General features: G+C 66.1%; 24 protein-coding genes. 2 read left to right on the top strand and 22 right to left on the bottom strand.

Annotated elements, in window-relative coordinates; genetic code table 11:
- Positions 1–141 precede the first annotated feature (141 nt).
- From JL811_RS07490 to JL811_RS07420, 15 genes are all read right to left on the bottom strand, one after another.
- Positions 142–1,629: an inorganic phosphate transporter gene (locus JL811_RS07490; RefSeq protein ID WP_202687855.1), complete on the bottom strand. Its 1,488-nt coding sequence runs from the start codon at positions 1,627–1,629 to the stop codon at positions 142–144.
- Between the two features lie 83 nt (positions 1,630–1,712).
- Positions 1,713–2,174, bottom strand: a complete 462-nt coding sequence (locus JL811_RS07485) for an NUDIX hydrolase (RefSeq protein ID WP_202687854.1) — start codon at positions 2,172–2,174, stop codon at positions 1,713–1,715.
- Positions 2,171–3,109: a phosphotransferase enzyme family protein gene (locus tag JL811_RS07480; protein ID WP_202687853.1), complete on the bottom strand. Its 939-nt coding sequence runs from the start codon at positions 3,107–3,109 to the stop codon at positions 2,171–2,173. The genes JL811_RS07485 and JL811_RS07480 overlap by 4 nt, the downstream gene beginning before the upstream one ends.
- Positions 3,106–4,371: an aspartate aminotransferase family protein gene (locus JL811_RS07475; RefSeq protein WP_202687852.1), complete on the bottom strand. Its 1,266-nt coding sequence runs from the start codon at positions 4,369–4,371 to the stop codon at positions 3,106–3,108. Before JL811_RS07475 ends, JL811_RS07480 begins: the two co-directional genes overlap by 4 nt.
- Positions 4,368–4,790, bottom strand: a complete 423-nt coding sequence (arfB, locus tag JL811_RS07470) for an alternative ribosome rescue aminoacyl-tRNA hydrolase ArfB (RefSeq protein WP_202687851.1) — start codon at positions 4,788–4,790, stop codon at positions 4,368–4,370. Before arfB ends, JL811_RS07475 begins: the two co-directional genes overlap by 4 nt.
- Positions 4,791–4,957: 167 nt before the next feature.
- Positions 4,958–5,812, bottom strand: a complete 855-nt coding sequence (locus JL811_RS07465; protein ID WP_202687850.1) for an alpha/beta hydrolase — start codon at positions 5,810–5,812, stop codon at positions 4,958–4,960.
- Positions 5,812–6,621 (bottom strand): aspartate dehydrogenase, encoded by an 810-nt coding sequence (locus tag JL811_RS07460; protein ID WP_202687849.1) that lies wholly within the window; start codon positions 6,619–6,621, stop codon positions 5,812–5,814. The genes JL811_RS07465 and JL811_RS07460 overlap by 1 nt, the downstream gene beginning before the upstream one ends.
- The gene (locus JL811_RS07455; RefSeq protein ID WP_202687848.1) at positions 6,608–7,309 is read right to left on the bottom strand and encodes an ATP-binding cassette domain-containing protein; all 702 of its coding nucleotides are present in this window, start codon (positions 7,307–7,309) and stop codon (positions 6,608–6,610) included. The genes JL811_RS07460 and JL811_RS07455 overlap by 14 nt, the downstream gene beginning before the upstream one ends.
- Positions 7,303–8,055 (bottom strand): ABC transporter ATP-binding protein, encoded by a 753-nt coding sequence (locus JL811_RS07450; RefSeq protein WP_202687847.1) that lies wholly within the window; start codon positions 8,053–8,055, stop codon positions 7,303–7,305. Before JL811_RS07450 ends, JL811_RS07455 begins: the two co-directional genes overlap by 7 nt.
- Complete coding sequence (locus tag JL811_RS07445; RefSeq protein WP_237684839.1) at positions 8,052–9,029, bottom strand: branched-chain amino acid ABC transporter permease; 978 nt, start codon at positions 9,027–9,029, stop codon at positions 8,052–8,054. The genes JL811_RS07450 and JL811_RS07445 overlap by 4 nt, the downstream gene beginning before the upstream one ends.
- A gap of 7 nt (positions 9,030–9,036) precedes the next feature.
- Positions 9,037–9,951, bottom strand: coding sequence for a branched-chain amino acid ABC transporter permease (locus JL811_RS07440; protein WP_202687846.1), 915 nt, complete (start codon positions 9,949–9,951; stop codon positions 9,037–9,039).
- A gap of 63 nt (positions 9,952–10,014) precedes the next feature.
- Positions 10,015–11,172, bottom strand: a complete 1,158-nt coding sequence (locus JL811_RS07435) for an ABC transporter substrate-binding protein (protein WP_202687845.1) — start codon at positions 11,170–11,172, stop codon at positions 10,015–10,017.
- A gap of 104 nt (positions 11,173–11,276) precedes the next feature.
- Positions 11,277–11,825 (bottom strand): 3-hydroxyanthranilate 3,4-dioxygenase, encoded by a 549-nt coding sequence (locus JL811_RS07430; RefSeq protein ID WP_202687844.1) that lies wholly within the window; start codon positions 11,823–11,825, stop codon positions 11,277–11,279.
- A 26-nt stretch (positions 11,826–11,851) separates the two neighbouring features.
- Positions 11,852–12,805, bottom strand: a complete 954-nt coding sequence (locus tag JL811_RS07425; RefSeq protein ID WP_202687843.1) for a dihydrodipicolinate synthase family protein — start codon at positions 12,803–12,805, stop codon at positions 11,852–11,854.
- A complete protein-coding gene (locus JL811_RS07420) occupies positions 12,802–14,973 on the bottom strand; it encodes a xanthine dehydrogenase family protein molybdopterin-binding subunit (protein ID WP_202687842.1) in 2,172 nt (723 codons plus the stop codon). Before JL811_RS07420 ends, JL811_RS07425 begins: the two co-directional genes overlap by 4 nt.
- Before the next feature lie 94 nt (positions 14,974–15,067).
- On the opposite strand from JL811_RS07420, the gene JL811_RS07415 reads away from it, so the two are divergent.
- Together JL811_RS07415 and JL811_RS07410 are read left to right on the top strand one after the other, a co-directional pair.
- On the top strand, positions 15,068–15,964 hold the full coding sequence (locus JL811_RS07415; RefSeq protein ID WP_202687841.1) for a LysR family transcriptional regulator: 897 nt from the start codon (positions 15,068–15,070) through the stop codon (positions 15,962–15,964).
- Positions 15,965–16,060: 96 nt separating this feature from the next.
- On the top strand, positions 16,061–16,312 hold the full coding sequence (locus JL811_RS07410; protein WP_202687840.1) for a PepSY domain-containing protein: 252 nt from the start codon (positions 16,061–16,063) through the stop codon (positions 16,310–16,312).
- Positions 16,313–16,413: 101 nt separating this feature from the next.
- Here the strand turns inward: JL811_RS07410 and JL811_RS07405 are convergent, their stop codons facing one another.
- The 7 genes from JL811_RS07405 to JL811_RS07375 form a co-directional block, all read right to left on the bottom strand.
- Positions 16,414–18,030, bottom strand: a complete 1,617-nt coding sequence (locus JL811_RS07405; protein WP_202687839.1) for an AMP-binding protein — start codon at positions 18,028–18,030, stop codon at positions 16,414–16,416.
- A 10-nt stretch (positions 18,031–18,040) separates the two neighbouring features.
- A complete protein-coding gene (locus JL811_RS07400; protein ID WP_202687838.1) occupies positions 18,041–18,472 on the bottom strand; it encodes a RidA family protein in 432 nt (143 codons plus the stop codon).
- Entirely contained in the window at positions 18,469–18,885 is a 417-nt protein-coding gene (locus JL811_RS07395) for an acyl-CoA thioesterase (RefSeq protein ID WP_202687837.1), read from the bottom strand. Before JL811_RS07395 ends, JL811_RS07400 begins: the two co-directional genes overlap by 4 nt.
- Positions 18,882–20,018, bottom strand: a complete 1,137-nt coding sequence (locus tag JL811_RS07390) for an acyl-CoA dehydrogenase family protein (protein WP_202687836.1) — start codon at positions 20,016–20,018, stop codon at positions 18,882–18,884. The genes JL811_RS07395 and JL811_RS07390 overlap by 4 nt, the downstream gene beginning before the upstream one ends.
- A 68-nt stretch (positions 20,019–20,086) precedes the next feature.
- Positions 20,087–20,899 carry an enoyl-CoA hydratase family protein gene (locus JL811_RS07385; RefSeq protein WP_202687835.1) on the bottom strand — a complete coding sequence of 271 codons (813 nt, stop codon included), beginning with the start codon at positions 20,897–20,899 and terminating at the stop codon, positions 20,087–20,089.
- Positions 20,896–21,363 carry a MarR family winged helix-turn-helix transcriptional regulator gene (locus JL811_RS07380; RefSeq protein ID WP_237684838.1) on the bottom strand — a complete coding sequence of 156 codons (468 nt, stop codon included), beginning with the start codon at positions 21,361–21,363 and terminating at the stop codon, positions 20,896–20,898. The genes JL811_RS07385 and JL811_RS07380 overlap by 4 nt, the downstream gene beginning before the upstream one ends.
- Positions 21,360–22,094: an SDR family NAD(P)-dependent oxidoreductase gene (locus tag JL811_RS07375; RefSeq protein ID WP_202687834.1), complete on the bottom strand. Its 735-nt coding sequence runs from the start codon at positions 22,092–22,094 to the stop codon at positions 21,360–21,362. The genes JL811_RS07380 and JL811_RS07375 overlap by 4 nt, the downstream gene beginning before the upstream one ends.
- Positions 22,095–22,100 lie beyond the last annotated feature (6 nt).

The following is a 22,100-nucleotide window of genomic DNA, read 5'->3' as shown; positions in this document are numbered from 1 at the left end:
GGCGGGCGGTTGCCGCCCCCCCTCCCCTGCCCCGCATCAGCGCATAGCCCTCAGACGCAGGAAATTTGGGGGCGCAAGCGATCAATACCCCCGGGTTCGGGTGTATCGGACTTCAGATTGCTTTGGCCGTCAGCCTGTTTTTCAACCCGCGATCAGGCGGAACAGGAAGAAGACCCCGCCCGCCAACAAGGCCGTGGCCGGAACCGTCACCACCCAAGCCGCGATGATCGTCAGGAAATGCGACCGCCGCACCAGCTTGCGGCGGCGGCGTTCCTCGACGGCGACGGCTTTGCCCTTTTGCAGTCCCAGCATCCGGGCGCGGCGTTCGGCATGCCATTCGCGGTAGAACCCGACGCCAAAGATCGCTCCCACCGCGATATGGGTTGAGGACACGGGCAGACCCAGCCAGCTTGCCACGATCACCGTCAGTGCCGCCGACAGCGCCACGCAATAGGCCCGCATCGGATTGAGCTTGGTGATCTCACCGCCCACCATGCGGATCAGTTTCGGGCCGAACAGCATCAGACCAAAGCTCAGCCCCGCCGCACCGATCGCCATGACCCAAAGCGGAATGACCACCCGCGACGCCGATCCGCCATCCTGCACGGCATGGACAATCGCCGCCAGCGGCCCCACCGCATTGGCCACATCATTGGCCCCATGCGCAAAGGACAGCAGCGCCGCCGAAACCACCAAAGGCACGGCGAACAGCTTTTTCAGCGATTTCTTGCGGTTCTCCAGCCCCTCGGACTGTCGCCGCACCATCGGCACGCTGCCCGCCCAGACCAGCCCGCCGACAACGCCCCCGATCCCCAGCGCCATCGGCATCGAGACCCGCACCACCTTTGACAGACCCTTCAGCGCCAGATAGGCCGCGAAAGCCCCCGCCATGATGGCGATCAGCACCGGCACCCAGCGCCGCGCCGCGCCGATCTTGTCCTCGGCATATTCGATCCGCGCCTTGATCAACGCCAGAAACAGCGCCGCAATCACGCCCCCCAGAACGGGTGAGATGATCCAGCTTGCCGCGATCCGCCCCATCATCGGCCAGTTCACCGCCATCAGGCCTGCCGCAACGATGCCCGCCCCCATCACGCCCCCGACCACCGAATGCGTGGTCGAAACCGGCGCGCCAAGCCATGTCGCAAGGTTGATCCACAGCGCAGCGGCGATCAGCGCCGACATCATGGCCCAGATGAAAACCGAACTGTCGGCAAGGCTTTCGGGTGCGACGATCCCGCCCGAGATCGTGTTGACGACATCGCCCCCGGCAATCAGCGCGCCTGCGGTTTCAAACACCGCCGCAATCGCAATTGCGGCCCCCATCGACAGCGCATTGGCCCCGACGGCGGGGCCCATGTTGTTGGCGACATCATTCGCGCCGATATTCAGCGCCATATAGGCCCCAAACGCCGCCGCCGCGATCACAATCAGCCGGTCGGGCGATCCGCCCGAAAACACCGCCGCCAGCACCGCGACCAGCACGATGAAGGCCAGCCCCAGCCCCGGCGCGATCAGGGGACGGGCGACATATTGCGTCGCCAGTTCCAGCCGTGAAATCCGCCCGAGATCCTTGTCCAGCGTCTTCCAGCGATTGATGCCTGTGCGATCTGTCTCTGTCTGCGTCATCCCCGCCCGCCGTCACCGAACCGTTACAATCCGGGCGCGACTATCCGGTTCTGGCCCCGGTGACAACGCAAATAGGCGGCATCTCAGACGCCGAACCGCCGGATCAGGTCGGCAAGATCGGCCTCATCCACCTTTTCTGCGGCCCGTTCCGGGCTGAACCAGCGCCGTGTGCGAAACCCGGCCTCGGGGTAGTCGCGGGCCTCATCCTCGACCGTCAGCACAAAGACATGCGCCTCGCAGGGTTCTTCCAGCCCGCCCTTCAGCCGCTTGTCATAGCGGATCCACCCGATGGCCTCATCGCCGATACGCCCCGTCACCCCGGCTTCTTCCCAGGCCTCGATCGCGGCAGAACGGGCCAAGCTTTCGCCCTTGACCGGCCAGCCCTTGGGAATGATCCAGCGGCCACTGTCCAGGGAACGGATCAGCAAAACCTCGTTCTCACCGGATTTTCTGGCAGCATTGGCGCGTAGGCACAGGGCGGCGGCCTGCACCTTGGGGGGCGGGCGCAGGAAGGCGCGCAAGGACCGAAGCCAGCGACCGATCATCCCAGAACCCGGTCGGCGCAGAGCAGCGCCCGCGCGATATGACTGCGGTTCACCGGATCATCCGGGGCAAGGCGCGGCATGGTCCAGCCGACCGAGGCCAGCGTGCGCGCCAGCGTGAACAGATCGACAAGGGCCGGGTCGGCGGGACGCAGGGTGCTGTATCCTTCGATCAGGGCGGCGCGGATCTCCTCCCGCGCGGCTTCGTAAAGGTTTTGTGACAGAACCGTACCCAGATCGTAAAGCCGAAACCCCGTTCCGCAGTCGTCAAAGTCGATCAGCGACAGGGTTTCACCCGCAACCAGCACATTTTCGCGCAGGACATCGGCATGAACCGGAGCCGGAACCTGCCCCTGCAGCGCCCCCGCCAGCCGGTCGCGCAGGGCAAGCCGAACCCCGGCCATCCGCGCGGCCTCGGGCGCGGTCAGGGCGGGGTGTTCCCAGAACCGTCCCCAGAACGGGGTATCCCCCAGCAATCCGTCCAGACCCCAGCAAGGCCGGTCGAACGTGCCGGGCATCTGCATCGCGTCGGTCGCATCATGGATCCGCGCCAGAAGACGGCCAAGCGCGTGATGGCGGCGCAACTGCATCTCAACCGGGGCGGCAAGGGGCTTGCCCGCCTCGCCCAGCGGATCCCCAGGCAGCCATTCGACCGCCGAGGCCAGCCGCCCCCCCGCCAGCCGCATCAGCAGCCCGCCATCGCGTCCCGGCAGCGGGCGGGGCACCGGCAGTCCCTGCGCCGCCAGCGCCCCGCACCACCAAAGTTCCGACCCGATGGCGCTTGCGCTCTGATACCCCTGCCGGTGCAGCCGCAAGGCCGCCCTTCTGCCCCCGGGCAATTCCATGCGAAAGACCGCGTTCTCACGGTTGCGGATCAGCGCCAGCGGCCTGCCCCCCCAATGCGCCGCCGCCTGCGCCGCAAGGGCGGCAAGGGTCATGCGCGCACCGGGGTGCTGGCCAGAGCCGCCTCAAGCGCATCCATCAGCAGATCAGCTTCGGCAATGCCGAAGGGCATGGGCGGTCGGATCTTGAGTGTATTTCCCGCCCGCCCGATCCGGTTGAGCAGAAACCCCCGCGCCACCATCGCCTCAACCAGATCGGCGACAAAATCCGTGGCGGGGGTCTGGTCGGCGTCCAGCACGAATTCGGCGCCGAAGAACAGCCCCGCCCCCCGCACCTCGGCCAGCAGCGGATGGCGCAGCGCGCGCAACCGGTCCATCCCATGCGCGCTGACGCGGGCGGCATTGTCCTGCAACCCCTCCTCCTCGATCACCTGCAGCGTGGCCAGACAGGCGGCGGCGGAAACAGGATTGCCCCCGAAGGTGTTGAAATAGCCGAACGCATTGCGGAAGGCCGCCATGACATCAGGCCGGGCCAGAATGGCGGCGACCGGATGGCCATTGGCCATGGGTTTGCCGACCGTCACCACATCGGGGGCAAAGCCCAAAGCCTCATGCCCCCAGAAATGACTGCCCATGCGCCCGAAACCCGGCTGCACCTCATCACACAGCACCAGACCACCCGCCTGCCGGATCACCGCCGCTGTGCGGTCAAAGAAACCGGGCACGACCGAGGGGATGCCTTCATTGGCAAAGGCCGGGCACAGCATCATGCCGGAAAACCCGTATCCCGCCGCCTCAAGCCCGGCAATCGCGCGGGCGACATGACCGGCAAGCACGCTGCCATCGGGGTCGGGATTGCGCAGGCTGTCGGGTGCGGGCACCAGCCGGACATGCGGTGGATATCCCCCGATCGGCGGGCGGCGCGAGGACAGCGCCGAGGTTGCCGCCGTATTGCCGTGATAGGTGTTGTCGGTTGCAATCACACCGGTCTTGCCCGTCACCGCCTGCGCCATGCGCAGCGCGATGTCATTCGCCTCGGACCCGGTGCAGACCATGATCGCCTGACTGATCCCATGCCCCAGCCGCGCGGTCAGCCGCTCGATATAATCCAGCACCAGATCATGATGATACCGTGTATGGGTGTTCAGCTCTGCCGCCTGCCGGGCAATCGCGCCCACCACCGCCGGATGGCAATGCCCGACATGGGCCACATTGTTGTAGCAGTCCAGATAGCGCCGACCCGCCGCATCCCACAGCCAGACCCCCTGCCCCCGCACGATATGCACCGGGTTGCGATAGAAGGTCGGCACATTCGGCCCCATCAGCCGCGCGCGGCGTTCGGCAAGGGTTTCGGTCATTCTTCGATCTCCGGTCGGCCACGCAGCGATTTGACCGCGCCGCGCTGCACCTTGGCCGCGATGCGGCGGCGCTGACTGCCCAGCGTGGGTTTCGTCGCGATCCGCCGTTTCGGCGCGATCAGCGCCTCGCGGATCATCTCGGCCAGCCGTTCGCGGGCCAGTTCGCGGTTGCGGATCTGGCTGCGGGTTTCCTGCGACTGGATCACGATGGCCCCGTCATTGGTCCAGCGCCGCCCCGCGATCCGCTTCAGCCGCGCCTTGACCGGCCCGGGCAGATGGGGGGATCGTTCGGCCTCGAACCGCAGTTCCACCGCCGTTTCCACCTTGTTCACATTCTGCCCGCCCGGCCCCGAGGCGCGGGTGAAACTTTCGGTCAGTTCCCAATCTGCAAGGGTGATCTGGTCATTGATGCGCAGCATGGACATCAAGCTATCGCAAATCCCGGCGGGGAAAACCCCCCTTGCACCGGGCCGCATCGCACCCTCCTGCCCGCGCATTTCATCTTGGCCCAAATACCTCCGCCGGAGGCCCGGGCTTTCGGCAGAAAGCCCGATAAGGGAAACAAGGCTTTCGTTAGAAAGCCCGGTCATCGCTCCAGCAAGCCAAGCAGTCGCCGGGACAGCCCGCTTTCTGCATCCGCCAGATCAAGGATCACATCGAAATGATTGCGCCCCGGAATGGTCAGGCATTCAGCATCTAGCGCCGCCGCATAGGCCGCCGATTGCCGGGTGAAACCTGCCGTCTCCCCCTCGGCCAGCGCGACAAGGCTGGGCGCGGTGCCGGGGATATGGCGCGCAGGGCTCAGCCGCTGCACCTCCTCGGGCGTCAGGGACATCCAGTCCTGCACATGGCTGGCGGCGATTGGGGCCAGTTCGAACAGCCCGCTGACCGGCATTGCGGCATGGACCGCATCGTGCGGCAGACCGAATTCCGCCTGCCAGCCCGGCATGGCCAGCGCCGCCGCCAGATGCCCGCCTGCCGAGGACCCACCCACCACGATGCGCCGCCGATCGATGCCCAGATCGCCCGCATTGTGCCACAGATGCGCAAAGGCCGTGCGCATCTGGCGGGTGATCTCGGTCAGGCCGGCCGCCGGGGCCAGCGTGTAATCGGGCACGGCGGTCGCGATGCCCCGCGCCGCCAGCATCGGCGCCATGAAGGCCGAATGCCCGCGCGACAGCGCCCGCCAATATCCGCCATGGATGAACAGAAAGGCCGCGCCGCCCTGACCCGCCCCGAACACATCCATCCGTTCGTCACTGACCGGGTCATAGGCGATACCCGGCCTTCTGCCCGGCAGGTCCCTCGCCGGAAGGGACAGCGTGGCATAATCGGTGATGATCCGCGCGAAATCATCGGCGCTGACGCAATCGCGCGCGGTGTAATCGGCATCCAGTCTGCGCCGCGGCCAGCCGCCCTCATCCTTCATGGCATCCCGCATCAGATCACCAGCCCCCCGGCCCGGTTCTCGATCAGCCGCAACAGCGACAGAGCCGTCAGTTCTGACGATTTCGGATTGCCCGCCAGCGGCCGGTTTTCCAGCGTGATGGTCATGGTTCCGAAATCCCCCCGGGCGGTGATGGAATGGCGGTTCATCGTGGCCCCCGGATCAGCGGTCAGGGCCACCATGGTCCGGTCCAGCCCGATCCCCGCCATGGCCGAGATCACCGCCACATTGGCATTCTGCGGAAAGCGGTCAGCCGCTTGCCGCGCGCTGCCCTCGAAAAAGGTCAGCGGCGCGGTCAATGCGGCCAGATCGCAGACTTCTTCGGCGGCGGTGCCCGCCCATGCGCGCGCCGGTTTCACGATCTCATGCCGCACCATGTCCATGTTCAGCCGGGACGCCGCCGCCAGCGCGTCGATCCCGCCAAGGGCACCCGGCGGGATCAGGATCTGCGCGCCAGTTGCTTTCGCCTGATCCCGCAGGTCAGCCAGCAGATCCGCATCGGTCAGCGCCGAGGTCGAGGCGATGGCCAGATCCCAGCCCCGCGCCAGCGCTGCCATGGCCCAGGGGCGCAGGGCAGCACGGCCCGCCGCCTCGACCAGCAGATCGGCCTCGATGCCCTCCAACGCCTCTGGACCGGCGATCAACCGCGTGTCCGGCGGCAGCCCCTGCCGTTTCGCGCCGGTATCGCGCACCCCGACCGCAACAATCCGCACCGGTGAGGCGCGTGCAGCCAGAAGGCCCGCCACCCGCGCCCCGATGGCGCCCCAGCCGACCAGCACAACCCGCAGGTCAGAGCCCGACATAGGCCTGCACCCTTGCCGCATCGCGGTCCAGATCCGCGCCGGTTCCCTGCCAGACGGTGCGGCCCTTCTCGATGATGTAATGCTGATCGGCGAGCCGCTTCAGCACGCCCAGATTCTTGTCGATCAGCAGGATCGACTGGCCCTGCGATTTCAGCCTTTCGATCACCTGCCAGATCTCGCTGCGGATCACTGGCGCCAGCCCCTCGGTCGCCTCGTCAAGGATCAGAAGCCCCGGATTGGTCATCAGGGCGCGGCCCACGGCCAGCATCTGCTGTTCCCCACCCGACAGGGTTGCGGCCATCTGGCCCGCCCGTTCCCCCAGTCGCGGAAACAGGTCATAGACCCGCTGCAGTGTCCAGGGCTCGTCCCGTTTCAACCGGTTCGCCGCCGTGGCGAACAGGTTTTCATGCACCGTCAGCGTCGGAAAGACCTGCCGCCCCTCGGGCACCAGCCCGGCCCCCATCCGGGCGATGCGTTCGGGCGCCATGCCCTGCACCTGCCGCCCGCCAAAGGTGACCGTCCCACCCCTTGCGGCCAGAAGACCCATCACCGTGCGCACGGTTGTGGTCTTGCCCATGCCGTTGCGGCCCAGAAGGGTGACGACCTCCCCTTCACCGATCTCAAGCGAGACATCGAACAGGACCTGACTGGCGCCATAGGCGGCGGCAAGATTGGCGACATTCAGCACAATTCATCCTCCGCGCCCAGATAGGCCTCGCGCACCTCGGCATTGGCGCGGATCTCGGCCACGCTGCCCGAGGCGATGATGCGGCCATAGACCAGCACGGAAATGCGGGTCGCCAGCGCAAAGACCGCCGCCATGTCATGTTCAACCAGCAGCATCGGGACGGACCGGCCCACCTCACGCAGACGGGCGATCATGTCCTGGCTTTCGGCATGGCCGAGGCCCGCCATGGGTTCGTCCAGCAACAGAAGGCGCGGTTGGCGGGCCAGCGCGATCAGCAGTTCCAGCTGCTTGCGCTCCCCATGGCTGAGGTCATGGACCACCACATCCGCGCGCCCCGCCAGCGCCGAGCCGTCCAGCACGGCATCGGCCTGATCCCACAAGTCGCGCCGCCCGGCGATCCGGTCCCAGATGCGGAAATTGCCGCCCTGCCGCGCCTGCACCGCCATCGCGATGTTCTGGCGGCAGGTCGCGTCGCCCAGCAGGCTGGTGATCTGAAAGGTCCGCCCCAGCCCCAGTGCCACCCGGTCCGGCACCGGCATGTTTGTGATATCCTGCCCGGCCAGACGGATGCGCCCCTCATCCGGCGCGATCTCACCGCAAAGCTGGTTGATCAGCGTGGATTTGCCTGCGCCATTGGGGCCGATCAGGGCGTGGATCTCGCCGTCCTCGACCGTCAGGGACACCTGATCGGTGGCCAGCAGGCCGCCGAAACGCTTTACCAGCCCGTCAATTGCCAGAATGGTCATGCGCCCCTCCGGAAGATGCGGGCCAGCAGGCCGTTGATGCCGCCCTTGGTGGCCAGCACGATCACCAGCAGCACCGCCCCCAGCAAAAGCTGCCAATGTTCAGTCCAGCCCGCAAGGAAGGTCTCAAGGATCATGAAGGCGGCGGCCCCGAAGATCGGGCCGAAGAAACTGCCGACCCCGCCAAGGATGACCATAATCATCAGCTCACCCGATTTGGTCCAGTGCATCATGTCGGGGCTGGCATAGCGCAGGAAATTCGCCATCAGCGCCCCGGCAAAGCCCGCCCCCATACCCGACAGGATGAAGGCATAAAGCTTGTAGCGATAGGGCGCGAACCCAAGGGCGGCCATGCGCCGTTCATTCTGCTGGATGCCGCGCAGCACCGCCCCGAAGGACGAATTGACCATCCGCCACAGACCAAGGAAGAACAGCACCGCAAAGCCGAGGATGACGTAATACAGCGTCACCCGGTCGCGCATGTTCAGGCCCGCCAGTTCATTCGTGCGGCGGATGATGATGCCGTCCTCACCCCCGTAGGCCTTCAGCGCGACAAAGAAGAAGAACAGCATCTGCGCGAAGGCCAGCGTGATCATGATGAACTGCACGCCGCCGGTGCGCAGCGACAGCGCCCCGATGGCCGCCGCGAACACGCCCGAAACCAGCACCGCCGCAGGCAGGGTTATCAGCATCTGATTGCTGCCGGGAATGAAGCCGAACAGCAATTCGCCCGAGGCGAAATGCGCATAAAGGATGCCGACCGTATAGGCCCCGACCCCAAAAAACGCCGCATGGCCGAAGCTGATCATCCCGCCATAGCCCAGCACGAAATTCAGGCTGGCCGCCGCCATGGCATAGATCAGGATACGGCAGGCCAGCGCCAGCAGCGACGGGCGACCGACCAGATCGGTCAGCATCGGGACGAAGAACAAGAACAGCAATGCTGCGGTGACAAGTGTGGCGACAAGCGGTCTCATGATCCCGTCAGCCCCCCGCCGCGAACAGGCCACGCGGCCGCACCAAGAGGACCAGCGCCATCAGGAAATAGATCCCCATTGACGCGATCCCGATGCCCAGCGCATCGGCCTCGGAGGCGTTCATCACCTGCCGCAGCATTCCCGGCAGAAAGGCGCGCAGCATCGTATCGGCCACGCCCAGTGCGATGCCCGCCACAAAGGCGCCCTTGATCGAGCCGACCCCGCCCACAACAACCACGACGAAGGTGGCCAGCAGGATCTGTTCACCCATGCCGACCTGCACCGCGGAAATCGGCCCGGCCATATAACCTGCAAGCCCCGCCAGCAGCGCCCCCAAACCGAACACGATGGTGTAAAGCAGCCGGATATCCACGCCCAGCGCGCGCACCATTTCCCGGTTGGTGGCCCCTGCACGCACCAGCATGCCGATCCGCGTGCGGTTGATCAGGATATAAAGCCCCCCCGCCACCGCCAGCCCGGTCGCGATGATCAGCAACCGATAGGTCGGATAGGGCAGCCCCGGCAGCAATTCGACCGAGCCGGAGAAGGCCGCAGGCAGTGAGGTGAAGACCGGTTGCCGCCCGAAACCGATGGTGATCAGTTCATTGAAAATCAGGATCAGCGCGAAGGTGGCCAGCACCTGATCCAGATGATCGCGCGCATAAAGCCGCCGGATCACCAGTGTCTCGATCACGAACCCCGTCACCGCTGCCGCGATCAGCGCCGCAGGCAGGCCCGCCCAGAAACTGCCGGTCTGAAGTGCGACCCATGTGCCCGCATAGGCGCCCACCATGTAAAGCGCGCCATGGGCAAGGTTGATGACTCCCATGATCCCGAAGATCAGGGTCAGCCCCGCCGCCAGCAGAAACAGCATGACCCCGTATTGCAGGCCATTGAGCAATTGTTCGGCAATCAGGATCATGCGCCTGTCCGGTCCGTCAGGGTGAAGGAAACGGGCCGGGGTCGCCCCCGGCCCAGAGGCAGATCACATCTTGCAAAGTTCGGCGTAGGAATCGCCGTGATCTTCCAGAATGACACTGTCGGTGACCGCGACCGGGGTGCCATCCTCACCGGCGACGATGTTCAGCACATACCAGTCATGCACCGGATGCTGGTTGGCGCCGAAGGCGAAATCGCCCCGCACGCTGTCAAAGTCAGCCTCGCGCAGCGCGGCGCGGAAGGCGTCGATATCGTCCAGCCCGCCAGTTTTCTCCAGCGCCGAGGCGATCAGCAGCGCGGTGTCATAGCCCTGACTTGCGTAATACGTGATCGGACGGTCGCCATGTTTCGCAACCCAAGCCTCGACAAAGGCCTTGTTCGCCTCATTGTCGAAATCGCGGTTCCAATGGGCGGTTGCGGTGATGCCGATGGCGGCATCGCCAACGGCCTGCAGAACGACCGCATCGGTTGAAGGTTCGGACAGGACCATCGGGATCTGACCCTGCAGCCCCGATTGCGCATATTGCTTCAGGAAGGCAATGCCCAGCCCGCCGGGGTGGAACTGGAACACAACCTCAGGGGCTGCCGCGCGGATCTGCGCCATCTCGCTGGCGAAATCGGTCTGGTCAAGCTGGGTGTAGATCTCGGTCACTTCGCCGCCGAACATCCGCTTGAAGCCTTCGATGGCATCCTTGCCCGCCTGATAGTTGGGTGCCAGCGCCACGGCCTTGGTATGGCCCTTGGCCTTGGCTGCAGCACCCGCCGCCTCATGCAGGGCGTCATTCTGCCAGCTGACGACAAAGTAATTCTCATGGCATTCCGCACCGGCCAGATTGGACGGCCCGGCATTGGGGCTGACATAGATCGCGCCGCTGTCCACGATATCGGGAATCGCGGCCCCCGCGACGTTTGAAAAGATGATGCCAGTCAGCAGCTTCATCCCGTCATCCTGCAGGAATTTCTCGGCGATCTGGCGGCCGGTGCCGGGGTTCAGCCCGTCATCCTCGACCACGAATTCGACCTCGACCCCGCCCAGCTTGCCCTCGCCCATTTCAAGCGCCAGAAGCATTCCGTCCCGCGCATCAGCGCCAAGATAGCCCGCAGGGCCGGACAGCGTGGTGATCACACCGATCTTCAGCGGATCGGCAAGGCCCGGCCCGGCCATCAGGGCGGCAAGGCTGGCAGCAGTCAGCAGTTTCTTCATTTTCGTCTCCCGTTGGTTGTCTGGCCCGGTTTTGGCCCGGTTTCAGGCGCATTGCTTGCCGGTCAGCATGGCGTTGCGCCCTTATTATTTCAAGTATAAAATATTCAGAGTTGAACCCATCCTTCCGGCGGTTCCTTGCCCGGATGCAACACACCGCATTCGGGGCATGTTCGGGCGTCTTCGTCAGCATAGAAGGCTTTGTAGATCGGCGGCAGATCCTCGACGATGCTGGTCAGATCCACCTCGGCGCGATGCACAAGGCTTTGACATTCAAAGCAATACCACTCGATCGCATCCAGCGCGCCCTCGGGGCGTTCAGGTTCGATCACCAGCCCGATGGATCCTTCCTGCGGGCGCTGTGGCGAATGGCGGATATGGGGCGGCAGCAGGAAGATATCGCCTTCGCGGATCGGCACATCGTAGAATTCACCGGTCCCGGTGTCATGCAGTTTCAGCAGCATGTCACCTTTCAACTGATAGAAGAACTCCTCGACCGGATCATCATGGTAATCGGTGCGCTTGTTCGGCCCGCCGACAACGGTGACCATCAGCCCGGCATCCTGAAACACCATCTTGTTGCCGACGGGTGGTTTCAGCAGGTGTTTGTGCTCGTCGATCCATTTCTGGAAATTGAAGGCGGCCAGTCTCGTCATCGCATGTCCCCTTTCAGGTTGGAGTATCAGAGCAAAAGCCCGCATTCGTCAAATGCGGCGCGGGTGCGGGTCTTTTCCCGCTCGGTCAATTCCAGCAAAGGCGCGCGCACATGGCCGCCGGTCTGGCCCAGCAGATCCTGCCAGTATTTCTGATGGGCATGGGGTTTTTCGGCGGGCCGGGTTTCGCGCAGCGCCTCACGCACGCGTTCGAGACTGTCGCGGATTTCCCGCGCCCGGGCGAAATCCCCAGCAAAGGCGGCATCGGTATAGTCGCGCATCCGCCGGTCTTTCGCGGTCTGGATCAGGTAGGGCGGTGAGGAACAGAGATAAAGCTGCCAGCCCAGCTCCTCGATATTGTCCAGCCATTCCTCCTCGGACGCGGTGGACACAAGAATGCGGTCGGCGGCCATCTGCGTCAGTTCCCGATACATCGGGCGCGGCACGGAATATTTGATCGCCACCACGGTTTCCAGATCGGCCAGCCGGTTGCACAGGCGCGGCGTCATCAGATAGCCGCTGTCAGGATGTGACCAGAGCGCGATGCCGATATCCACCTTTTCGGCAATGGTCTGGTAATAGCGCATCAGCGTTTCATCCTGCGCCTTGTGGAAATGCAGGATCGGGGCATGGACGACGATGTAATCCGCCCCGCAGGATTGCGCATGGCGCGCCAGATCAATCACCACATCCATGTTCTGATCGGAACAGGACATGATCGTCTGCGCCCGCCCGTCCGCCGCCTGCACCGCCAGATCGAAGCAGCGTTTTCGTTCCTCGGCCGACATCGAAAAGAACTCTCCCTGCTTGCCCGCGATGAAGAAGCCGTCGATGCCCAGATCGGTGATCCAATGCTCCATATTGGCGCGGAATCCAGCCTCATCCATTGCGCCATCCTCGCGGAAGGGCATCAGGGCGGCGGCCCAGATGCCGCGCATATGCGCGAAAGCATAGGATTTGGCGGTCTTGCGGTCGTATTTCATGGCGTCATTCCGTTCAGCGCGCGCCAGAGCTTTTCCGGCGTCAGGGGGAGGGACAGATCGGGCGTGCCCGGCGGCAGCGCGTCCATGGCGGCGTTGAGGATCGCGGCGGGGATGCCGATACACCCTGCCTCACCCACACCCTTGACGCCCAGCGGATTGGCGGGTGACGGCGTGGGCTGGCTGACAAGGCGCAGGGGCGGCATGTCGGCGGCGCGGGGCAGGGCGTAATCCATCAGGCTGCCGGTCAAAAGCTGGCCATCCTGATAGACGATCCGCTCCATCAGCGCAGCGCCGATCCCCTGCGCGGCCCCGCCGGTCAACTGCCCCTCGACCAGCAGCGGGTTCAGCACCGTGCCCGCATCATCGACCCATGTGATGCGCTCCAGTTGCGGGGTGCCGGTCTCGGGGTCAATCGTCAGTTCGGCAAGGATCGCGCCCGAGGCCCAGGCCTCGGCCCCCGCCTCATGCCGGATATCGACGCGGACCGGGCCGGCACGGCGGGCAAGGGTGGCCCAGTCCAGCAGCAGCCCGCCGCTTCCGCAGATCCCCTCGGGTGCAAGGCGCAGATCGGCCTCGGCCACGTTCAGCGCGCGGGCGGCAGCGGCCAGCAGGCGGTTGGCCATCGCCCCTGCCGCCCGCCACATGGCCGACCCGCCGATGGCGGTGGACCGGCTGGCCAATGCGCCGATGCCTTCGGGCGTGGTGGCAGTATCGCCTTGCGCCACATCGACCAGCGCGGGGTCGATGCCCAGCCCCTCGGCCACGATCTGCGCCATGGCGGTTTCGCGCCCCTGCCCCTGCGCCGACGCCCCGGTCGTGGCGGCAAAGCGGCCCGTGGGCGTCAGGGTCAGACTGGCGGTCTCCCAGCCCTGCCCGCAGGGTTCGGTGTAAAGCGCCAGACCCAGCCCGCAGACCTCACCCACCGCGCGGCGCGCGGCCTGACGGGCGCGCAGGTCGGCATAGCCGGTTTCCACCTCAAGCCGGTCCAGCAGCCCGGCATAATCGCCCGAGCAAGGCCGGTCAGGGCCGCCCCGCAAGGGCGCTGCCGCGATATTGCGGCGGCGGATTTCCAAGGGATCGAGGCCCAACCGCGCCGCCGCGCGATCCATCAGCCGTTCCATCAGGATGGCCGCCTCGGGCCGCCCCGCGCCGCGATAGATATTGACGGCGGCCCCTTCGGTCATCCGGCCCGCGCCCCGGACATGGGCGGGAATGGCATAGGGACCGGGCAGGATGCGCCCGGCATTGCGCAGGGGCGCTGCAGCGGAATAGGGCATCCAATGGCCCAGCGGAAAGGCCAGATCGGCGCGCAGACCAGTCGCGCGGCCCGTGACATCGACTGCCATTTCCGCCGTGACCAGCGCGCCGCGTCCTTGCGTTGCGGCCAGAAACTCCTCAGCCCGGTCGGCGGTCCATTTCACCGGCTGCCCCAGCCGCAGTGCTGCAAGGGCGGTCACCGCATCCTCGGGCATCAGGCTGGCCTTGCCGCCAAAGGCGCCGCCGACATCCGGGGCGATGACATGGATCCGGTCGCCGGGCAGGCCAAGGATCAGCGCCAGATCGTCGCGCCCGCGCTGCGGTGTCTGCGTGGACAGCCAGACACGCAGTCCCGCGCCATCGGGTTCGGCCAGTGCCGCGCGCGGTTCCAGCGCGAAGGGCGCCAGCAGCGCATGGTCGATCCGGGCCGTCACGGGTTCGTCGAAGGGCGGCAGGGGCGTGCCCCATTCCGCCATCAGCCCGCCATCGCGCGGTGTACCTTCCTCTTCGACCTCAAGCAGGATCGCCTCTGCCGCGTCACGGGCCTGCGCGCGGGTTTCGGCAATCACCGCCGCAACCGCCTGACCCAGCGCCTGAACCCGGTCCCCGGCCAAGAGTTCCATCGCGGCGACCTGCCCGCCGGGCAGCAGCGGGTTGACCCCGGCCTGCCCGGTCCCCGCCAGATCGGCAGCCGTCAGCACAGCGCGCACGCCGGGCATGGCCCGCGCCGCCGTGATATCCAGTTCGGTGATCTTGCCCGCCCGGTTCGGGCTGCGCAGAAAGGCCAGATGCAGACAGCCCGCAGGGGCGATGTCATCGACAAAACGCCCCTCGCCGCGCAGCAGCCGCGCGTCCTCACGCCGCGTCATGCGCTGGCCGATCCAGCCGGATTTGCGGGTGGCTCCGTCCATATCGCTCCCCTGTTGCGGGGATCAGCAAAGCATCGCTGGACCTATAATTCAATCCATGGCTTAATTATCAATTCATAATCAAAAGCGATAAATCATGCGCCCCAGTCTGCGCCAGATCGAGATCTTCCTTGCCGTGGCCGAAACGGGCAGTTTCTCGGCGGCCGCAGTGCGTCTGGGCATGGCGCAGCCGGGCGTCAGTCAGGCGATCCGCGATCTGGAAACCCTGCTGACCCTGCGCCTGTTCGACCGCACCACGCGCCGCGTCCTGTTGACCGAGGCGGGGGCGGCCTTCCGCGCCGATGCGCTGGAAAGCCTTGCCGCGCTGGACCGGGCGGTTGCGGGCGCGCGCGACCGGGCAGCGCTGCGCCATGGCAGCCTGCGCCTTGCCGCCCCACCCTTTCTGGCCGCGACCGTGCTGCCGCGCATCCTTGCCGCCTTTGGCGCCGCCCATCCCGGCATCGCGCTGCGGCTGACCGATGGCACGACGGGGCGGATCCTTGATATGGTGCGCGGCGGGCAGGCCGATCTGGGGCTGGGCACCTTTCCGCCCGGCGAAACCGAGGTCAGCCGCCGAACCGTGCTGCGCGATGAGATGCTGGCCGTGGCGGCCGCCGATACCACCCTGCCCGACCGCCCCCGATGGGCCGATCTGGCGGATCACCCGATCATCGCGCTGTCGCCCTCCTCGGCGCTGCGGCTTCCGGCCGAACTGGGCTTTGACGCGGCGGGGCTGACTTTGCGCCCGGCCTTTGAGGTGGAACAGATCGCGACCGCGCTGGCGCTGGCGGCGGCAGGGCTGGGGATCGCGGTTCTGCCCGGCTATGTCCGGGCGGGCCTGACCCCGGGCGTGATTGCCCGTCCGCTTGGCGCCCCGGTGATCCATCGCGAACTGGCCCTGATCCATGCCGCAGGCCGCAGTCTTGGCGCCCCGGCACAGGCCTTTGCCGATCATCTGACGCAAAGTCTGCGCCGCCTTGCCCCGGTTTCCTGACCAAATGCGCAGAACCACCACCCAATCGACCGATGCAGGGAACCAGATCCGGCGGTGCGCGTTTCTGCCACTAACTTAAAGGAAGGACATCTTCGAATGATTGACCGAGTGACCCGTATCGCTGCCATCTCTGCCACAACCTTCGCGCTTGGTGCGCCGGCCTTTGCCAATGCCCCGGCCCTGTCCGAGGTCATCAAGGGGTTTGAGGATCGCGGCTATCAGATCATCGATATCGAGGTCGAGACGCACCGTATCGAGATCGACGCGCTGAACCCGGACGGGCAGAAGGTGGATATTGATGTGGACCGCATGACCGGTGAGGTTCTGAACGAACGCCGCGACGACTGAAGCTGTCACGGCCCCGGCGGCCGCAGAAAGGACCAGACTGCGCGTGAATGCAAGGGATCAAGGGGGCCGCAACCGGCCCCCTTTGGCGTTTCATCCGGTCTTCAGTTGCGCAAACGGAACCGCTGAATCTTGCCGGTCTGCGTCTTGGGCAGCGTGTCGGTGAACAGCACACGGCGCGGGTATTTATAGGGCGCGATGGTGGCCTTCACATGATCCTGCAGGCGCTTGACCATTGCCGCATCCCCCGTCAGTCCGGCGCGCAGCACGACATGGGCAACGACGATCTGGCCGCGTGCCTCATCAGCCTCACCCACCACGGCACATTCCTGCACATCGGCATGGGCCAGCAAGGCCGCCTCAACATCCGGCCCGGCGATATTATAGCCGGCCGACACGATCATGTCGTCAGTGCGGGCGGCGAAATGGAAATGCCCGTCCTCCCCCTGCCAGAACGCATCTCCGGTCAGATTCCAGCCCTTCTGCACATAGGCCTGCTGCCGCGTATCCTGCATATAGCGGCAGCCCGTCGGCCCGCGTACGGCCAGTCGCCCGACCTCCCCGCGCGGAACCTCATTCCCGTCGGCATCGACAATCTTCGCCTCATAACCCGTCACGGGCCGCCCGGTGCAGCCGGGGCGATGATCGTCAAAGCGGTTGGTCAGGAAGATATGCAGCATTTCGGTTGCCCCGATCCCGTCCAGCATCGGCTTGCCCGTCCGCGCCATCCAGTCTGCATAGATCGGCGCGGGCAAGGTTTCGCCCGCCGACACGGCGGCGCGCAGACTGGACAGATCCGCGCCCTGTTCCATCGCGGTCAGCATCACGCGATACGCGGTCGGCGCGGTGAAACAGACCGTGGCGCGGTATTTCTGGATGATCTCGATCAGGTTGGGGGGGGAGGCCTGTTCCAGCAGGCAGGCCGCCGCCCCGAAGCGCAGCGGAAAGACCGCAAGCCCGCCCAGCCCGAAGGTGAAGGCCAAGGGCGGTGAGCCGACAAAGACATCCTCGGGCACGACATTCAGCACTTCCTTCGCATAGCCATCCGCGATGATCAGCAGATCACGGTGAAAATGCATCGTCGCCTTCGGCTCTCCGGTGGTGCCCGAGGTGAAACCCAACAGCGCCACATCATCCCGCCCGGTGCGCGCGGCCTGAAAACGCACCGGTTTGCCAAGCGCCGCGCGGTCCAGTTCGGCATCATGGTTCGCCGTGCCGTCAAACCCCACCACGCGGGTCAGCACCGGGCAGGCCGCTGCACAGGCCGTCATCTCGTCCATCAGCCGCGTGTCGCACAGCGCAAGGCTGATCTGCGCCTTCTCCACGATTTTCGTCAGTTCCCCCGCCCGCAGCATCGGCATGGTATTGACCACAACCGCCCCCGCCTTGGTCGCCGCCAGCCATGCCGCCACCATGGCCGGATTGTTGGCCGACCGGATCAGGACGCGATGGCCGGGCCGGATGCCGTAATCCTCGACCAGCGCATGGGCAATGCGGTTGGTCCAGTCCGACAGTTCCTTATAGGTGCGCAATCGCCCGTTGCCGATCAGTGCGGTATGGTCGCCAAAGCCGCGTTCCACCATCCGGTCGGTCAGTTCCACCCCGGCATTGAGCCATTCGGGATAATCGAAGCCCGCGACATTGATCTCGGGCCAGTCCCCTGCGGCGGGCAGGCGGTCGCGGGTGAAGCTGTCGGTATGGCCGCTGGGTCCAAGCTGCATGATCGTTCTTTCAGGATTGGGATGCGGTTGGAAATGCCGGTTCGGGGATGACCGCGGTGGCCTCGATCTCGACCAATGCGCGGTCCTCGACCAGCGCCACGACCTGCACCAGCGCCATGGCCGGATAATGCCGCCCGATGATCGCCTTATAGGCGCGGCCCAGATCCCGCAGACTGTCCAGATAGGCGCGCTTGTCGGTCACATACCATGTCAGACGCACCAGATGTTCCGGCCCCGCCCCCGCCTCGGCCAGCACGGCCACGATATTGCGCAGGGCCTGCGCGGTCTGGGCGGCGAAATCGTCGGTCTCGAATTCCTGATCGGCATTCCAACCGACCATGCCGCCGGTAAACACCATCCGCCCCGAGGCGGCCATTCCATTGGCATAGCCGATGGCGGGTTTCCAGTTCTTCGGATGCAGGGTCTCATGCGGGCTGCTCATGCCACGCTCCTTTCCATGAAATCGGTCAGACGCTGGCGCAGGCTGTCGGGCCAGGGTTCAGCCCGCCCCTCCACGCTGATCCAGACCAGCACCAGATCGGCGGTCAACCGCAGGATACCGCCGCCCGCAGCCTCGATCCGCAACCCGACTGAGGCGCCGCCCACCCGAGTCACCTGCAGCGTGAAGATCAAACGCTCCCCCAGACGGGAGGGCGCGCGGAAATCCACCTCAAGCCGCGCGGTCGGCACGCCGCGCCCCTCCTCCATCGTGATGCGCGAAAACGGATAGCGCAGCACATCGGCAAAGAAGTTTTCCACCACCGAATTCGTCATCTCGAAATAACGCGGGTAAAAGACGATCCCCGCTGGATCACAATGGTTGAACTCGATCTGGATCTCGCGGCTGTAGCTCATGACAAAAGGCTCCGCGCGATGACGATGCGCTGCACGTCGCTGGCCCCTTCATAGATGCGCAGGGCGCGGATCTCCCGATACAGGCTTTCCACGACAAATCCCTGCCGCACCCCGTCGCCGCCATGCAGTTGCACCGCCATGTCGATCACCCGCTGCGCGGCCTCGGTTGCGTGGAGTTTGGCCATCGCGGCCTCGCGCGTGACCCTTGCCGCCCCCTGATCCTTCACCCATGCGGCGCGGTAGACCAGCAGGGCCGAGGCGTCGATTTCCAGCGCCATATCGGCCAGATGCCCCTGCACCATCTGCTGCGCCGCCAAAGGCTGCCCGCCGATCTGCCGCGCCTGCACGCGCGCCAGCGCCTCATCCAGCGCACGGCGGGCAAAGCCCAAAGCGGCGGCCCCGACCGTTGAGCGGAAGACATCCAGCACCGACATGGCGATCTTGAACCCCTCCCCCGGCTGGCCGATCAGCGCCGTGTCGGGCAGCACAACGCCATTGAACCGCAGATGCGCCAGCGGATGCGGCGCGATCACCCCGATACGTTCGACCACCTCCAGCCCCGGCACATCGGCAGGCATCAGAAAGGCCGAAAGCCCCCTGGCCCCCGGCGCCTCGCCTGTCCGGGCGAAGACGACATAGAGATCGGCAATCCCGCCATTGGAAATATAGGTTTTTTCGCCGGTGATCCGCCAACCGCCCGGCACACGCTCTGCCACAGTTGCCGTCGCCGCCACATCCGAGCCTGACCCCGGTTCGGTCAGCGCAAAGCCCGAAATCGCCGTCCCCGCCCGCGTCCGGTCCAGCCATGCGCGCTGCGCGGGCGTTCCGAGCAGGCTGATCGCGCCCATGCCCAGCCCCTGCATGGCAAAGGCGAAATCGGCCAGCCCGTCATGGCGCGCCAGCGTCTCGCGGATCAGGCACAGGCTGCGCACATCCAGCCGCTCGCCTTCCCCCGCGCCGGAATGGCGCAGGACCCCCGCCGCGCCCAGCGCCGCGACCAGCCCCCGGCAGGCCGCATCGACATCGCCGTGATCCACCGGCAGATTGGCCGCGCACCATTCTTCCAGCGCCGCCCGCATTTCCCGATGGCGCGGCTCAAAGAACGGCCAGTCCAGAAACGTCTCATCCGCCATGGCAAGTCATGCCTTTCATCTTGGCCCAAATACCTCGGGGGTGCGGGGGCTGGCCCCCGCTCCCGCCGTCAGTTTCCCTCGAACACCGGCTTTTCCTTCGCGACAAAGGCCCGGTAGGCGCGTTCGAAATCGCGGGTCTGCATGCAGATCGCCTGCGCCTGCGCCTCGGCCTCGATGGCCTGTTCCAGCCCCATGTTCCATTCCTGATTGATCTGGGTCTTGGTCATGCCATGGGCAAAGCAGGGCCCTTCGGCAAGCCGCCGTGCCAATGCCATCGCCTCGGCCTCCAGCACCTCCGCGCCGTGCAGCGCGTTCCAGAAGCCCCAGCGCTCCCCTTCCGCCGCCGACATGCTGCGCCCGGTATAAAGCAGTTCCGCCGCGCGTCCCTGTCCGATGATGCGCGGCAGCATCGCGCAGGCCCCCATGTCGCAGCCCGCCAGCCCGACCCGCGTGAACAGAAAGGCGCATTTCGCCTCGGGGCTCGCCAGCCGCAGGTCTGCGGCCATGGCGATGATTGCCCCGGCGCCGACGCAGATGCCGTCAACCGCCGCGATCACGGGCTTGCTGCAGCCGATCATCGCCTTGACCAGATCGCCGGTCATCCGGGTGAAGGCCAGCAGGCCCTTCATGTCCATGCCGACCAGCGGGCCGATGATGTCATGCACATCCCCGCCCGAGCAGAAATTCCCGCCATTGGAGGCAAAGACCACCACATCCACATCGCCCGCATAGGGCAGCGCGCGAAACAGATCGCGCAATTCGGCATAGCTGTCGAAGGTCAGCGGGTTCTTGCGGTCAGGCCGGTTCAGCCGGATCACGCCCACGCGCCCCTCGACCTGCCACAGAAAATGTTTCGGTTTCAGCCCGGCCAGATCGGTCATTCCGCCCCCTTTTCAGTGTTTCCGGGGCGCAGCGATTTCAGAATCGCGGTCAGCGCCTCCACCTCGGCCTCACCCAGCGCGGCGAAAAGCCGGTTGACCGCTGCCTCATGATCCTCGGCCTGCGCCTCGAATGCGCGAAGCCCCTCATCCGTCAGGGCCACATGCACGGTGCGCCGGTCGGTGGGCAGCGGCGTGCGCCGCGCCAGCCCGTCCTTTTCCAGCCGGTCCACCACCGCCGTCGCATTGCCGTTGGAGACCAGCAACATCCGGCTCAGTTCACTCATCGTGACGCCCTCGCGCCGGCGCCAAAGCGCCGCCATCACGTCGAAGCGGGGCAGGGTCGTGTCATGGTTCACCCGCAGATGGTCGCGCAGATGCGCCTCGGCGGTGCGGGTGACGCCCAGCAGCCGGATCCACAGTTTCAGCCGCCGTTTCGACAGGGGATCGGGCATTGCGTCCGTCATGCCTCCCCCCCCGTCAGCGCCATCGCATGCCCATTGACCGAGGCCGCGGCGGGGGAGGCCAGATAAAGCGCCGCCGCCGCCACCTCTTCCGGCGCGATCATCCGGCCCATCGGATTGCCTGACACCACCTCGGCCAGCGCCTCGGCCTCGGTCACCCCGTGCCGCGCCTGCACCGCTGCCACCGCCGCGCGGCCCAGATCGGTCTCGACGAAACCGGGGCAGATCGCATTGCAGGTGATGCCGCGCCGCGCCACATCCAGCGCCACCGACCGCACCAGCCCGACAACCCCGTGTTTCGCCGCCGCATAGGCCGGGACCGTGGCGCCGCCCTTCAGCCCCGCGACCGAGGCGACGGCAATCAGCCGCCCCCCCGGACCCATGCCGCGCAGGCCTTCGCGGAAGGTCAGGAAGGTGCCCGTCAGGTTGACGGCAAGCGCGGCATTCCAGTCGGCCAGCGACACCCCACCGATCCGCCCCGCGACCGCGCCGCCGGCATTGGCTATCACCACATCGAAGGGCACATCGAACAGCGCCGCAACCTGTGCCTCATCCGTGACATCGGCCACATGCGCAACCATCCCGCGCCCGGCATCGGTTTCCGCCAGCGCATCGGCCCGCCGCCCCGCGATCGTCACCCGGTCGCCCGCATCGGCAAAGGCCCGCGCAATGGCCCGCCCGATGCCGGAACCGCCGCCGGTGACCAAAACCCGTCTGCCGCCTGCCCTGTTCATTCCCGC

It is taken from the genome of Szabonella alba (assembly GCF_016765775.1).
Classification (GTDB): domain Bacteria; phylum Pseudomonadota; class Alphaproteobacteria; order Rhodobacterales; family Rhodobacteraceae; genus Szabonella; species Szabonella alba.
This window is presented reverse-complemented; position numbering and strand designations above follow the sequence as displayed.

What these genes read in the sequence shown, in the direction of transcription:
- JL811_RS07385 (WP_202687835.1), bottom strand. Translation starts at nt 20,899, where the DNA reads ATGACCGATCTGGCCGGGCTGAAACCGAAACATTTTCTGTGGCAGGTC.
- JL811_RS07430 (WP_202687844.1), bottom strand. Translation starts at nt 11,825, where the DNA reads ATGACGAGACTGGCCGCCTTCAATTTCCAGAAATGGATCGACGAGCAC.
- JL811_RS07380 (WP_237684838.1), bottom strand. Translation starts at nt 21,363, where the DNA reads ATGACGGACGCAATGCCCGATCCCCTGTCGAAACGGCGGCTGAAACTG.
- JL811_RS07425 (WP_202687843.1), bottom strand. Translation starts at nt 12,805, where the DNA reads ATGAAATACGACCGCAAGACCGCCAAATCCTATGCTTTCGCGCATATG.
- JL811_RS07435 (WP_202687845.1), bottom strand. Translation starts at nt 11,172, where the DNA reads ATGAAGAAACTGCTGACTGCTGCCAGCCTTGCCGCCCTGATGGCCGGG.
- JL811_RS07445 (WP_237684839.1), bottom strand. Translation starts at nt 9,029, where the DNA reads ATGAGACCGCTTGTCGCCACACTTGTCACCGCAGCATTGCTGTTCTTG.
- arfB (WP_202687851.1), bottom strand. Translation starts at nt 4,790, where the DNA reads ATGCTGCGCATCAATGACCAGATCACCCTTGCAGATTGGGAACTGACC.
- JL811_RS07480 (WP_202687853.1), bottom strand. Translation starts at nt 3,109, where the DNA reads ATGACCCTTGCCGCCCTTGCGGCGCAGGCGGCGGCGCATTGGGGGGGC.
- JL811_RS07460 (WP_202687849.1), bottom strand. Translation starts at nt 6,621, where the DNA reads ATGTCGGGCTCTGACCTGCGGGTTGTGCTGGTCGGCTGGGGCGCCATC.
- JL811_RS07475 (WP_202687852.1), bottom strand. Translation starts at nt 4,371, where the DNA reads ATGACCGAAACCCTTGCCGAACGCCGCGCGCGGCTGATGGGGCCGAAT.
- JL811_RS07450 (WP_202687847.1), bottom strand. Translation starts at nt 8,055, where the DNA reads ATGACCATTCTGGCAATTGACGGGCTGGTAAAGCGTTTCGGCGGCCTG.
- JL811_RS07440 (WP_202687846.1), bottom strand. Translation starts at nt 9,951, where the DNA reads ATGATCCTGATTGCCGAACAATTGCTCAATGGCCTGCAATACGGGGTC.
- JL811_RS07390 (WP_202687836.1), bottom strand. Translation starts at nt 20,018, where the DNA reads ATGGCGGATGAGACGTTTCTGGACTGGCCGTTCTTTGAGCCGCGCCAT.
- JL811_RS07420 (WP_202687842.1), bottom strand. Translation starts at nt 14,973, where the DNA reads ATGGACGGAGCCACCCGCAAATCCGGCTGGATCGGCCAGCGCATGACG.
- JL811_RS07415 (WP_202687841.1), top strand. Translation starts at nt 15,068, where the DNA reads ATGCGCCCCAGTCTGCGCCAGATCGAGATCTTCCTTGCCGTGGCCGAA.
- JL811_RS07405 (WP_202687839.1), bottom strand. Translation starts at nt 18,030, where the DNA reads ATGCAGCTTGGACCCAGCGGCCATACCGACAGCTTCACCCGCGACCGC.
- JL811_RS07375 (WP_202687834.1), bottom strand. Translation starts at nt 22,094, where the DNA reads ATGAACAGGGCAGGCGGCAGACGGGTTTTGGTCACCGGCGGCGGTTCC.
- JL811_RS07490 (WP_202687855.1), bottom strand. Translation starts at nt 1,629, where the DNA reads ATGACGCAGACAGAGACAGATCGCACAGGCATCAATCGCTGGAAGACG.
- JL811_RS07410 (WP_202687840.1), top strand. Translation starts at nt 16,061, where the DNA reads ATGATTGACCGAGTGACCCGTATCGCTGCCATCTCTGCCACAACCTTC.
- JL811_RS07465 (WP_202687850.1), bottom strand. Translation starts at nt 5,812, where the DNA reads ATGCGGGATGCCATGAAGGATGAGGGCGGCTGGCCGCGGCGCAGACTG.
- JL811_RS07395 (WP_202687837.1), bottom strand. Translation starts at nt 18,885, where the DNA reads ATGAGCTACAGCCGCGAGATCCAGATCGAGTTCAACCATTGTGATCCA.
- JL811_RS07485 (WP_202687854.1), bottom strand. Translation starts at nt 2,174, where the DNA reads ATGATCGGTCGCTGGCTTCGGTCCTTGCGCGCCTTCCTGCGCCCGCCC.
- JL811_RS07400 (WP_202687838.1), bottom strand. Translation starts at nt 18,472, where the DNA reads ATGAGCAGCCCGCATGAGACCCTGCATCCGAAGAACTGGAAACCCGCC.